The organism is Pseudoalteromonas sp. MM1, assembly GCF_030296835.1.
Lineage (GTDB): Bacteria > Pseudomonadota > Gammaproteobacteria > Enterobacterales > Alteromonadaceae > Pseudoalteromonas.
The window spans coordinates 1,392,011-1,405,336 of record NZ_AP027922.1 but is presented as its reverse complement, the minus strand read 5'-3'; the positions used below and the strand labels follow the sequence as shown (position 1 = coordinate 1,405,336).

10 protein-coding genes are annotated in these 13,326 nt (G+C 40.3%); 3 read left to right on the top strand and 7 right to left on the bottom strand.

Annotation, left to right across the window (positions count from 1 at the left end; translation table 11 throughout):
- Positions 1–149: 149 nt before the first annotated feature.
- Positions 150–2,651, bottom strand: coding sequence for a UvrD-helicase domain-containing protein (locus tag QUE46_RS06405; protein ID WP_286246908.1), 2,502 nt, complete (start codon positions 2,649–2,651; stop codon positions 150–152).
- A gap of 297 nt (positions 2,652–2,948) precedes the next feature.
- Between QUE46_RS06405 and QUE46_RS06400 the strand changes: the two genes are divergently transcribed.
- The 3 genes from QUE46_RS06400 (at position 2,949) to QUE46_RS06390 (ending at position 5,104) form a co-directional block, all read left to right on the top strand.
- Positions 2,949–3,533, top strand: coding sequence for a hypothetical protein (locus QUE46_RS06400; protein WP_286246906.1), 585 nt, complete (start codon positions 2,949–2,951; stop codon positions 3,531–3,533).
- A gap of 63 nt (positions 3,534–3,596) precedes the next feature.
- On the top strand, positions 3,597–4,511 hold the full coding sequence (locus QUE46_RS06395; RefSeq protein WP_286246904.1) for a M14 family metallocarboxypeptidase: 915 nt from the start codon (positions 3,597–3,599) through the stop codon (positions 4,509–4,511).
- A 182-nt stretch (positions 4,512–4,693) separates the two neighbouring features.
- Positions 4,694–5,104, top strand: a complete 411-nt coding sequence (locus tag QUE46_RS06390) for a hypothetical protein (protein WP_286246903.1) — start codon at positions 4,694–4,696, stop codon at positions 5,102–5,104.
- Positions 5,105–5,283: 179 nt separating this feature from the next.
- Here QUE46_RS06390 and ccoG read toward each other — a convergent pair whose 3' ends face one another.
- The 6 genes from ccoG to QUE46_RS06360 all read right to left on the bottom strand — a co-directional run bounded on the left by ccoG (position 5,284) and on the right by QUE46_RS06360 (position 13,325).
- Positions 5,284–6,666: a cytochrome c oxidase accessory protein CcoG gene (gene ccoG, locus QUE46_RS06385; protein ID WP_286246901.1), complete on the bottom strand. Its 1,383-nt coding sequence runs from the start codon at positions 6,664–6,666 to the stop codon at positions 5,284–5,286.
- A gap of 144 nt (positions 6,667–6,810) precedes the next feature.
- Positions 6,811–8,229, bottom strand: a complete 1,419-nt coding sequence (locus QUE46_RS06380) for a sigma-54-dependent Fis family transcriptional regulator (RefSeq protein WP_286246899.1) — start codon at positions 8,227–8,229, stop codon at positions 6,811–6,813.
- Positions 8,230–8,286: 57 nt separating this feature from the next.
- Positions 8,287–9,606, bottom strand: a complete 1,320-nt coding sequence (locus tag QUE46_RS06375; RefSeq protein WP_286246897.1) for an AarF/ABC1/UbiB kinase family protein — start codon at positions 9,604–9,606, stop codon at positions 8,287–8,289.
- A 115-nt stretch (positions 9,607–9,721) separates the two neighbouring features.
- On the bottom strand, positions 9,722–10,279 hold the full coding sequence (locus QUE46_RS06370) for a DUF1439 domain-containing protein (protein ID WP_286246896.1): 558 nt from the start codon (positions 10,277–10,279) through the stop codon (positions 9,722–9,724).
- Positions 10,280–10,372: 93 nt separating this feature from the next.
- Positions 10,373–13,054 (bottom strand): DUF349 domain-containing protein, encoded by a 2,682-nt coding sequence (locus tag QUE46_RS06365; protein ID WP_286246894.1) that lies wholly within the window; start codon positions 13,052–13,054, stop codon positions 10,373–10,375.
- Positions 13,044–13,325 carry a YeaC family protein gene (locus QUE46_RS06360; protein ID WP_004587239.1) on the bottom strand — a complete coding sequence of 94 codons (282 nt, stop codon included), beginning with the start codon at positions 13,323–13,325 and terminating at the stop codon, positions 13,044–13,046. The genes QUE46_RS06365 and QUE46_RS06360 overlap by 11 nt, the downstream gene beginning before the upstream one ends.
- Position 13,326 lies beyond the last annotated feature (1 nt).

Sequence of the window (13,326 nt, the reverse complement as noted above, 5' to 3'; positions counted from 1 at the left end):
TGTAATGGCGGGCTAAATAGTAAATGTGGGTGGTCAATGATTGCGACACATGGCATTAGTGTATTAAGCAAGATTACCCGGTAGTAAAAAAGGTGATGTGCACTTTTCGCAGTTAATACTCTTACATTTAACCATTAACCTTATTTATTTTACTGTTTACTCTGTTTTGCAAACGAACTAGAGGCTACATGAATAGGGTAATTGTCATTTATTAGCTCGCTAATGAATTCAGAACACCCAGATGGCGGAGCAATTAAATAGCTTTTATGCTTTGCGCGCGTGATCCCTACGTATAATAAACGTCGCTCCTCTGAATGGATAAAGGTATCTTGTGCGGGCAACAATGCTTCAACAAGTAAATTACCAGGGTTATTGCTTGGAAAACCTAACTTTCCTTGCTCAAAACCTATTATAATACAGTAATCGGCTTCGAGACCTTTTGAACCATGCAGTGTCCAAAAATGTAGTGGGTTAGCGTAGTTATTATCTGCTAAGTGCTGCTCTACCTCATTAAGCATAAACCGATAACGGCTCAATACGGCAATACTGGCCGTGCTATTATTTTTATTAATTGTGGCTATGGTTTGCTGCACTTTTAGCGCTACTGACTTTTTACCTTGGTGTAAATCGTCCATAAGCACAACTTGAGGGGTACTTACTTGCGTATGCGTAGTGATGTGCTTTTTATATTGTTCAGGGTTTTGCATCACAAAGCGCCCCGCTACCTCACTAATACTGTTGTTATATCTAAACGTTTTTTGTAATACCGTGAGTGTGTGACTGCCTATTAAATCGTTAAACTGCGTGGTGAGCGCCAAATTACCGCCTGAAAACCGATAAATAGCCTGCCAATCATCGCCAACCGCAGTAAAACAAGGTTGCGGGCCATAATGTATTAACGTATTTAAAAACGCCATGCGTGCGCATGAAATATCTTGAAATTCATCAACTAAAATATGGCGCCAAGGTACACTTACCTCCCCCAATTTAATCGCCTGAGCTGCGCTTGCAATCATGCCGTCAAAATCTATAGCATCTTGCTCTTTTAATTTTTCATTGTATGCACGCTGCATTGCCACCAGCAATGTTGTATAACGTTTATGATTTATAATGCCACTTTTAGCTATTCGCGCTGCTATTTGAGAGTCAGATAGTTGCTCCCCCCTTATTGCGCTTAGGCAGTTTAAGTACTTATTTACATTTTGCTTTAACAGCCCTGTTGCAGATAAACGCTCGTACACTGCGTGGTTGTCTAAAGGGTTAATGTTCACTTTATGTTTTTGTAGTTGTGCTTTTAAGCGCTGCTCAAGCTGACCATTTTGCCAGTTATAATGAAATGTTTGCACCAAGGTTTGACCATGTTTTTTATGGTGCGTCCGTACTGATTTAATATGCCCACTATTGTGCGATTTAATAATGTGCTGAGCTGAATTTCCTTGCCTATCTGTCACAAAATGTACCAAATAAATGTTGTACTGAGGCAAGAAAAAATCGGCGGTGTCATCATTTTGGTAAGTGTGTTCAATACCATACATATAAAGCCAATTAGCAATTAATAAGTGATGATAACTGCTTACTTTTAACCCCGATAGGGTGTAATAGGTTTGTGCTTTTATTGCGGTTTTAGTTGCGGTTTTAGTTTCGGTATTGAGGCTATCAGTAGGTTCATACAGGGTCTCAACAAAGGTTTTACAAAAACATGAGTCTGTTTTTAGGGTATTACTAAGCCACTGTGTAAACCATTTATTAAGCTCCATTGCATCGTTTGCAAAAGGCGATAAGCTAAGTGCTTTATTGTCGCTTTTAAGTAGCTTAAGCCCCAGCGCATGAAAGGTTAAAATAGTAGGCGGCGTAACCTTTAAATTTGCGTGCTGCGCCCTTAAATTAAAGCGCTCAGTTAACTCGTTTGCCGCATTTTTATTATAAGCGAGTATCAGTATTTGCTCGGGCTTTACACCTTCATGAACTATTAAATCTAGAGCCTTTGCAACCATTACCGATGTTTTACCTGTGCCTGCGGCCGCTAACACCAAATTTTTATCGTTATTGCGTATAACGCCAAGGCGCTGCTCGCGTGTGAGCGGATTTGATTCAACCACATTATAAAAATCGGCTCTTGCCGTAAGTGTTTTTTGCTCATAACTTTTACGCAACTGCTCTGTGGCGTGCGCTACTGTTGGTGAGCTACTTAAAATCGTTAAAAATTTAATATTAATGGCCGATAAATGCTGCTGCCACAGTGCTGGCAAAGCGTTGTACCGGTGTGCCAATGAAAACACCGCCGATTTAAGTAACGGCACATTTGAGTCACGAAGATACTCATTTGTTGCATAACGTTTTACAAGCGTTTTTGCTGTATTCACTTTTTCTTCTAGGTGATTGGCAAACTCGCTGTTTAGCTGCTCACTAAGCGTTTGAGCCTGCTGTTTATTTAAAAGGCTAATTACCGTTTTTGTACTATGGTTGAGGGTTATTTTCCCGCTAAATAGGCCTTTTTTAAATTGGGTAAAATTAGTAAAGTCGCTAATTAAATAGGCGCGTGAGGTATTATTTTTACAATGTATAACGAGTGAATTTTGCTTAATAGTAACGGTGCTAATACGCGTAAAAAAACGTCCTAACCAACTTGGAGTGGCAATAAACTGCGCCATAAAACCTTGAATAAACTAAAATTAAAAACAAATTTTATCACAGTTTAAACTCCAAGGCGCGTCGCGCTTTAAAAGTGGCAGCCTGGTTAGCCAAAGCAAGTACAAATAAGCCTTATAAAAAGCCATATTACTGGGTGAATTGGGTGTTTATACTGCGGTAAATTCCTCCTAAAATAATAAACAGGCCTTAAGTATTTACTCTAAACAGGTGTTTAAATTTGCTTAAACTTTACGTTTGAATATTGAACAAATTGCACTATTGGTTTAATGTGAAGCTTTTATTAAACGAGAAATAATATGGATTTAACTAAGGAAGAGTTAAGTTTTATTTCGTCTGTTGTAGGCAGTAGCAAGGACAATACAAACGATAACTCGCAGCTTAGCTTAAGAACTACCTTACCTGATACACTTAAAGGTTTATTGTCTCACGCTAAGTTAACCATGTTAGCAGAGGTAGGCCATTATCAGTTGTGGTTTCCGCTTGAGTTTAAGCTCAATGATGACGGCTACTTAAACCCTGTACTGAGTGCGCCTGAGGTAATTGATACCGAAGGTGTAGACAGAAGCTGGCGTTATTCTGATCTGCATTTACAAAGCGAGCGCTTTTATGTGCTTTCGCTCTCTAGTAGTGGCGTACTATTAAAACCACGCGATCACCGTTACAGCCTTACCCATGCTCAACACATAACGTTTAAACTACCTAATAAGAAAAAAGTCACCCTACTTGTAGATTTAGTACGTAAAACTAATTTAGGTTATGCGGCCAAAATTGTCAGTATTAAAAGTGGCAAAGAAGCATTACGTGAATATTTATTCGAAAAACATAAACGCGAAAACGCCACCTTGTACGAAAACACAGCAGATGTAACCGAGCATTTTTAGTTGCAGCCTTGTAATTGCAGCGATAAGCTAGCGCCTTTATAAGCGACAAGTTTAAGGCATACAATGAGCGACACTTTATACCCTATCGGTACTCCTAATAAACCATGGGACGACTGTGATAAAGCAGCATGGTTACAACTTCAGCAAAAAAAGCGCGACTATAACCAACTTGTAGTAAGTAAAATTAACCAGCCTAATGAGTGTTTAGATGTAGAGCAGTATGGTGAGCTAAGCTATTCGCCGCTTAGCTTTGCACTTTATTTATTCAAAAGTAAAAATTGGCAAAGTGATCGCCCTACCGTGTTAATTACTGGAGGTGTGCACGGTTACGAAACAAGCGGCGTTATGGGTGCGCTGGCATTTGCTCAAACTGACGCTCAAGAATATATAAATAATTTTAACTTTATTATTGCCCCATGTATTAGCCCCTGGGGTTTTGAAACCATAAACCGCTGGAATCCAGACGCTATAGACCCAAATCGCTCTTTTTACGATAACAGCCCAGCCCAAGAGTCTGCAGCTATTATGAAATATGTAGCCTCACTTAATACTCAAATAGTTGCACATATAGATTTGCACGAAACCACCGATACAGACAACAGCGAGTTCAGACCGGCATTAGCAGCCCGCGATGGTAAAATTAACACCAACTGGAATATACCTGACGGATTTTATTTAGTGGCAGATAGCGAAAAACCAGCACCTGATTTTCAAAAAGCCATTTTAAATAGTGTTGAGAAGGTGACGCACATTGCACCAAGTGACGAGAACAATCAATTAATTGGTGTACCGCAGGAGCAATTTGGCGTTATAAATTACGCAGCACGGGAATTGGGCTTGTGCATGGGCTTTACTAATGCTCCTTATGTCACTACAACCGAAGTATACCCTGATAGCCCAAGTGCTTCAGATGAGCAATGTACTCAAGCACAAGTAGCTGTTATTACTGGTGCGTTAAATTATTTAAAGTCACTTTAGTGGCTTTTAATACCAATTTGCAATACTAGTTAATCATTTTAGGGGGTCAACGTGTCGCTACAAACGTTAAAAAAATTTCATTTACGACTGTATCTATCAACACGTTTTTTTAGCTTCAAATTAGAGCACTTAATTAAGTGAATTGGTATAAGTTATTAACTAATTTAAATTAGGAGTCTGCAATGAAGTTTAAAAATAAGCATGCAGAGGTCACTTTATCCGTTGAAGGCAATATAGTGATTGCCCAATTTAGCGGAAATTTAGACCTAGAGCTATTGGCCAACTTTAAACCCGCCCTTTTTGATACCGTGGCTGAATTTGAAGGTAAGCAGTGGGGTTACATAAGCGACTCATCGTGTGTACTTGCAGCTACACCCGATGCAGAGCAAGAAATGGTCGCCATAAGCACACATATGCAACACACTAACTGCTTAATAAGTGCATTTGTCCTCACATCCCCTATTGCTATAAGCCAAATGCAGCGAATATTGCAAAACGCCAAACGCGAGGTTAACTTTGAAGAATGTTTGTTTAATAACCTTGATGAAGCAAAACGCTTTATTTCATCGCATTTAAACAATGGCTTGAGCTAAATTAGCTCAAGCCTTGTACCAATCCGCAATAGTACTTAATCATTTTAGGGGCTAAACGTGTCACTGTCTGCGTTAAAAACTCTCACTTACAACTATGTGGATGGTAAAGGTAGAGCAATGCAGGAGCAATTGCCGAGACCAACTAAATAGCGAGTTTTTTGCCGTGCTATCAACACGCCCTAGTTTTTATAAAACTGACTTGCTTTAGTAATTGCTATATCAGGGTTTTCTATGGCGGTAATAACAAAACTCACTGGCGTTACTTTTTTGGCAATATCGTAGCCATCGGCGGTGACTGTAACCGGAATTTTTTTCATCATTCCTGGCTGCACCAAAATAGAGCTTGGCGCGCTAAGCGTAGCTACAGTTAAGCCTTCAATGACTACGCCATAGTGCAACGGCTGCTGAGTTTTATTAATAATAGTGAGTGTGTATGGGTTTTCTACCAAGCCTTCATAATTTACACGGTATAAGGCATTTCTATCGCGCAGTACCGATGCCTCTATTGGCGTTCGCTGCAATACCCACGCAACCATAGAAATAATTAATACTCCTGTTAATACCCCATACCCCACTAATTTAAGCCTAAATGGGTTGGTTTTTTTACCTTCTAGCTGTTTTTCGCTGGCGTATTTAATTAAGCCTTTTTGATAGCCAAATTTATCCATAGTGTCGTCACAGGCATCAATACATAAGCCACAATTTATACACTCGTATTGCAAACCGTTACGAATATCTATGCCCGCGGGGCATACCTCTACACACAAGTTACAATCAACACAGTCGCCTAAATTAAGTGCTTTAGGGTCTGCTTTACGTTTACGCGGGCCACGGTTTTCGCCGCGCTTAGCATCGTAGCTCACGATTAATGTATCTTTATCAAACATCACTGATTGGAAGCGAGAATACGGGCATGCCACGTTACACATTTTTTCGCGTAAAAAGCCGGCATTTCCATAAGTACAAAATGCAAATATAAACACCCAAAAGCTGGTAATGCCCGACCACTGTAAGGTAAACATTTCAAGGTATAAACTTTTAGCGGGAATAAAATACGCCATAAACGACGTTGCAGTAAGCAGCGATATAACAAGCCACGCAGCATGTTTGGTTATTTTTTTACGCCACTTTAGTGCACTCCATGGCGATTTATCTAACTTTATACGCTGATTACGCGTACCTTCTATACGTTGCTCAACCCAACTAAACATTAACATCCAGATTGTTTGCGGGCAGGTATACCCACACCACACGCGGCCAAGCCAATTCGTGACAAAAAACAAAGCAAACGCGCCTACCATAAATAGCAGTGCTAAAATCATAAAGTCTTGTGGCAGTAAGGTTAAACCAAAAATAGTAAACTTTTGCGTGGCTACATCAAGTAGTACAGCTTGTTCACCTTTGTATTGAATCCACGGAATGGCAATAAACATAAGCATAAGTAACCAGCCAAGGCTACGGCGTATTTGTTGGTAAAAGCCCTTTTGCTCACGAATATAAATAGGCCCTGGTGTGTTATAGGGCTTGATGATCATATCTTCTTCTTTAATATCAAACTTCATAGTAGCTACTTAATAGTGACGGTATTAATGCTACTTTTGCAACTTTCAGACCAAGCTGAAACTTTATTTAAATCATTGATATTAAATGAATTTATAAAAATAAGACAAAATAAATTCGCGATATTTAACGAATGGCGCGATATATCACGTATTTTTGCTTATTCCTAGTTTGCGCATTTTTGAGCGCAAAGTGCTCTCGGGCAGGCCTAATTTACAAGCGGCGCCTTTATCGCCCGATATTTGCCACTGTGATAATTCAAGCACCGCAATAATGTGCTGTTTTTGCGCCTCTGCAAGCGTAAGTGATGTATTTACAGCTGTGCTTTCATCGCCATGCAATGGCTGGCTCAGTTTAAGGACTGTATGTTTAGTTAAAATAGCTTCGCGCTCTAATACGTTTTGTAACTCGCGAATATTACCAGGCCAATCATAAGCTTGTAGTTGGCTAATCGCTTTTTTACTCACCCCTTTTATTTGCTTTGCTAAGCGTTTATTTAGTTGAGTAATTAAATTGGTGCATAAATAAGGAATGTCTTCTTTGCGCTCTTTAAGCGCTGGCACTTTAATAGGAAACACATTAAGGCGGTAATATAAATCAATTCGAAAGGTGCCTTTTTGCACCATTTGCCATAAATCGCGATTGGTTGCTGCCAATACCCTAATATTTACCTTAAGCGTTGTACTGCCGCCAACCCGTTCAAACTCTTGCTCTTGTAATACCCGTAGCAATTTACTTTGCGCTTCTAATGGCAGCTCAGCAACTTCGTCTAAAAACAGCGTGCCTTTGTCGGCCAGTTCAAAACGACCTTTACGCCGCTCGTTTGCGCCGGTAAACGCACCACGCTCGTGGCCAAATAATTCAGACTCCAACAAGCTTGGCGTAAACGCTGCACAGTTCACTTTTATAAAAGCTTGATTACTGCGTTTACTTAATCTATGTAAGTTACGCGCCACCAGCTCTTTGCCCGTTCCATTTTCACCTAAAATTAATACTGTGCTGTCGGTTTCGCTAACAAGTTTAATTTGCGCCAACATAGCTTGAAAAACATGGCTTTGGCCAACTAAGCCTGAGTCTTGCCAGTCTTCGTTAAGCTCTGCAATTAGGTAGTTATTTTCATCTTGCAGCTGCTCACTCAAATGCTTAACTTGCTCAAGCGCTTGCTTAAGCTCGTTTTGGGTTTGCTGCTGCGCCGATATATCGCGAAATACCGCGACTGCACCAATTAACTCACCTTGCCTGTAAACGGGGGTTGATGTGTATTCTACTGCAAACGAGGTGCCGTCTTTACGCCAGAATACTTCGTTTTTAACCTCGCGGCGTTTACCATCAAACATGGTGCAATATATTTGGCATTCATCGGCTGGATAAGGAGAGCCATCGGCGTGACTGTGATGATGATACTGATGTATTTTTTTACCCAATAACTCATCGGCTTTCCAGCCGGTCATGCGTTCAGCTGCTGGGTTTACAAACACCGCATTGCCCGATAAATCAAAGCCGTAAATACCCTCTCCTACCGCATTAAGTAAAAGTTTGGGGTCATTTAAAAACTGTTTTATCATTGCATCATCCTCGCGAAATATCACGATTATTATGCCACAAAGTGACGCGCCAAACAGTTAAATAAAGCGGCCTGTAATATAAGGCTTAAATAAAGCGTTAATATCTATTTTTGCGTTTAACTTTGCCGCAATTAAATAAAGCCCAGTTAGCTTACGGTGAATAAACAACGCATCAACCGGCGGTGTATGCCATTGCTGCGACTGTGCACTCAATTCAAGCCCCGCATTTTTAATATTCGTTGCTAAAGGGCTGTTTTTAAAATCAAACTCGCCAGTGGTTCTTAGCGGCTCACACGCCATTAAAAATAAGTCAATAACATGATTTTTATAACGATCTACAATATCATCTTTAAAGTAACCTATCTGAGTTGCGGCGGCTAACACGCCCGCCCTATTGTTTTCAGTGCCTGCAATAAATAGTGACTGGTAAGCCTTGCTCAACTTACTCGAGATCTCTCGGGTTGCCCCAAAATCAAATAACACAATTTGCTTACTCTGGATCTGATAATGAAAATTAGCAAAGTTAGGATCGGTTTGAATTAGCTTAAACTCAAACATCTCTTTAAAAAATAAATCTATGAGACTCGCTGCAATATTATTTTGCTCTCCTTGGGGTAAATTGCTGAGCATTTCTATAGGTGTTGCTTGCACATACTCCATTGCCAATATAAGTTGTGTGTTATGAACACCAAATACTTTAGGCACTTTAAAATTAACGTGCTGGCTTAGCAACTCACCGACTCTTTTAAGGTAGTGTGCTTCGCGTTCATAATCAGCCTCGGCAAGTAGCTGCGCTTTAGCCTCATTTATTAGTGGCTGTATATCAAGCTCTTTAGGGATTAACCGCGCAATGTTTAATAGTGCAATAACATTGTCTACATCGCTATGCACACTTTGCGCAATACCTGGGTATTGAATTTTCACCGCCAGCTTTTCACCATTTTCTTGATAAGCTAAGTGCACTTGGCCAATAGAAGCCGCTGCAAATGGCCTAAGTTCAATATGCGAAAAACGATTAAGCCAGTCATCCCCCCATTCACTTTTAAGTACCTTAACTAATTGATTGTGCGGCATTGGGTTTGCATCAGCGCGAAGCAATGCAAGTAATTGAGTAAGTTCAGGACTTAATAGCTCGCCAGCATCCATAGACAATAATTGCCCTAGTTTCATGGCAGCACCACGAAGGTGTGCAAGCTGAACAGCTAGTTTTTCTATGTTTTTAGGTTGTAAGAGTAAAGCTTTATTATTCCAACCATTACCCGAAAGCGCACTTTTAGTGCCATCTATAAGCATGTTGGTTGCAACACCACCGGCTAAGGAGCCAAGCTTTGCAAATCGAGAGAGTCTTGAGGTAGGTACACTGCGCGAAGCTGCCATTATAAACACCTAATTAGCCTGAGAAACAGGCTAATTAATACGTACATTTTACTGGGCTCGATCTATTTAACCATATGTTTGGATAATAAAACTAACGTAAGCAGTGTGCTGGTCATTAAAGGCGTGGTACCAGTTTAATTGCCCCTTCAACCACTTTCATATCAAGCGGTAACTTACTTAGCAGCATCATTTTAGGGTCGTCCATATTTAATGTATAAACAGGATTTACTGCTAAAAATGCGTTTATAACATCCATCGCTTCATTATCAAGCGCCGCTAAATTACCTTTAAAGCCACCTGCATCCACGCTCGAATCTAGAAGTTTAACATTACGTAAAAACACGGCTTTTTTTTCACTGTCGTAAAACGGGCTACCCTCAATTTGTAGCGTTAAGCGTACTGGGTATTTTAGTGCGAATGCGTTTACTTCTGCAGTTGAGTCTGCGCCAAGTACTACGACGTCGCGGTTATCAGGGCCTATATTTACACTTAAATCGTTCACATCAAACTGCACCGGCAGCCCCATTAAGCTCACTTTTTCACTTAATTTAGGCAACTGTTTACCCAGCACACTTTCTACTTCTGAGCTGGTAAATGAGTAAACTGACACGCCTTGTGTAGAATTACATGCGCTTAAAAGTAGTGTGGTTAAAAACAGTATTAAAATTCTCATGCTAACCTTTATCCTCGTTGGTATTATAAAAAAGCCGCTAAAACAGCGGCTTTTATCATGTAACACCTGTATTTAGTTCAAGTTAATTACATATTATGCTGTAAAAATCGTTTTAATTTTAGCTAGTGTGTCAGGCTCAACTGAACCCTTACTGAGCGCTAATAACTGCTTTAAATAATAGTTTAAATCAGCATGCTCACCGCGGTGTTTATCATCAAGCATGGCAACTTGCTCAGCCATTCTCAGCGCTGCGTTTTGCGAGCTTACATTAGCAAGAATTTCCATTCTTGTAATCAGCTGCTCACTACTAAGCGACGTCGTTAACGGTGCTTGAAACTGGCTCGGCACTACATCGTTGTTTTCAAGAGTAGTGATCAGTGCTTCAAATTGCGCATGCTGTGCTTGGCTAGTAAGTAAAGCGAGCTTTTCATCAATAGCGCTTAATAATGCTGCAACTTTTGGCGCAAGCGATTTATATTGCGCGTAGCCTTTGACTTTGGTTTCAAGATCATGCAATTGAGCTTTTTGATTTACTTGCTCAAGAGCACTTTCTAGCTCTACCAGTTCTATTGTAGCTTGTTTATCTGTTTCGTTTTGAGCGAGTTTTTGCTGCTCAAACTCGCTGCTACGTTTATTAAAGGTTTCGTCGTTATATTGACGAAATTTTTGCCACAGCGCATTTTCGGCTTTTAAGCCAGCAAAACCTATACTTTGCCATTGCTGTTGTAATTGCTTTAACTCTTGGCATGCCGCCGCTAAATCTTCACTTTGCGACAGCGCAGAGGCGCGCTCTACTAAGGCATTTTTTTGTGCTGCATTACCTTTATGGTACGCATTTAATGTAGCAAGTACACTTTGTTGCTGTGCTTTAAAGCGTTCGTTTAATACGCGGTATGTTTTAGGGTCAACTTTCCCTACGTTACGCCACGCTTTATTTAAACGATTGTATTGGCTTTCAAACTGCTTCCAATCAAAGTGGTCAATGGTGGTGTCTTGCTCACTTAATGCTTGCATGTCGTTTATCAGTACTTCACGCTGAGCTTTGGCGGCTTCGCGCGCCACTTCTTGCTCGGCAAAATAACTACGACACGGTGCAAATAATAGCTCTATGTTGCTATCAAACTGCTCACCTTGTTGTTTTTCTTGATCTGTATCTAAGCGACCTAGCTCGTTCCAACGCTTACGAAACGCTTTAACTTGCTCAGCACGCTGTTGAGGGTCGTCACACGGTTGGTCAACTAATGCTGCCACCTCTTCAAGTAAAGCTTCGCGTTTTGGTGCTGCTGCATATTTTTGCCAATCTTTAGCTTCTGCAAGTTGTGCTTCTAAATCGGCTTTTAAGTTTACCAGTGGCTGCTGAAATTGCGGTGTTAATTTATCAAACAACTCTTCAAAGCCTTTAAATACACCAAAGGCAACATTAAAGCGGCCTTGCTCTATAAGGCGTTTTACATCACGTGCTTTACGCTTAGCTGTGCTTTGATTTTTTTCAAGTGGCTTTGTCAGCTCACTCATTTGCGCTAAAAACTGTTTTTTATATGCGTTTAATTGCGATTTAGAGTTTTCCTGCAATGCCCCATCAAGCACATTTAAATGGCTGCGAGTTTGTTTAAATGTATTATTAAAACGTGTTAAAACATCGTCGTAATCGGCTAGCTGTTGCGCAGGCTCAATGGCTTTGAGCTCATCAAACGCAATTTTAAATTTCGCAATTGCGCTACTAAGCTCTGGTAGTTTTGCCACCTGATTGAATAGCTTTTCTAGCTTTGTAATAACGTGCTTAGTTTGTGCGTTATCGCCGTGTTGTGCGTCGGTTAACGTTTGCTTAGCTTGCGCTACTTTAGCTTCTAACCAATCTTGCTGAATTTGTTCTGGCGTTTCTAAACCTAGTTCCAATGCGTTTTCTATTTCTTCGCTCAACGCTTCAAGTGTTGCTAAGGCTAATAATTGGCGCTGTTGCTCTGCTAAGCGCAGCTGCTCTTGCTCGTGTTGAGCTTTAAGTGTCGCAATATGCGTATCGAGTTTATCTGTAATACTGATATATTTTTTATCTAGTTCTTTAACGTGATCTTCGCTTAACCATTTAAGCTCAAGCGCTTGCCACTGCGCCATTAAATCGCCTGCTTGTGGATTAACTATGGCGTAATCGTTTTTATCACGTAGGGCGTTTAATTTGGCTAAAATTACACGGGTGGCACTCTCTACCTTAGCTGGCATTTCAATTACTAAACGTTCGTTTTCAATATGTTGCTCAAGCTTAAGCTTTGCATCGCCTTTAGCATGCTTTACTAACGACTTAATAAGTTGGTGCGTTATAGCTAGTTCTACAAGTTGACTTTGAAGCTCTTCGCTGCCTTCTTTAAACGCTTTTTCAATTAATTTAGGGTTCGCTAAACGTTTTAAAAGTTTAACGCGCACTTGTAGTTCTTTTTCTGCAAAGGCGAGCTTTTCTAGCGTTTTAACCGGTGCAAAACGGTCTATATACTCACTTTTAATTTGTGTGCTTAATGCACTTTCGTTGTTTAGCACCGCGTTCGAAATTTGTATTTCGGCTACTTCTTTAAGTGCCTGATCTTGTTTATAGGCTTTCCACCACAGTGCTAAATTATTTACTTTTTGCAGTGCTTTGCGGCGTATTTCGGCTGAATTATCTTCCAGTGCTAATGTGCTTAAAATGGATGCGTCGCGCTCTACATCAAGCTTTTCAATTGCGTCTAGACGAACTTGTTGCTTTGGGTGTTTCCACTTAGGTGTAAAAAGGTGTTTAAAGATCATGTTCACTAAACCTAGCTATTTCGTTTTCTGATTTAAATTCTTTTTGTAGTTGTGCTTTTGTCTTTTGGATCATTTCGCCATTAGCGCCAATGGTAAATTGCTCGTTCGATTGCGCTATTTTAGCTTGGTAAAGCATAACAAGTTGCACCGTTTGTTGCTTTTGTTCATCAGAGAGCGGCGTACCATCGGGCCATTTACCCGTTGAAGCTCCGTACTGTAAACGCTCAAATAATTCTGGGGTGATATTTTGTACAAGGTTGTCAATATTCATG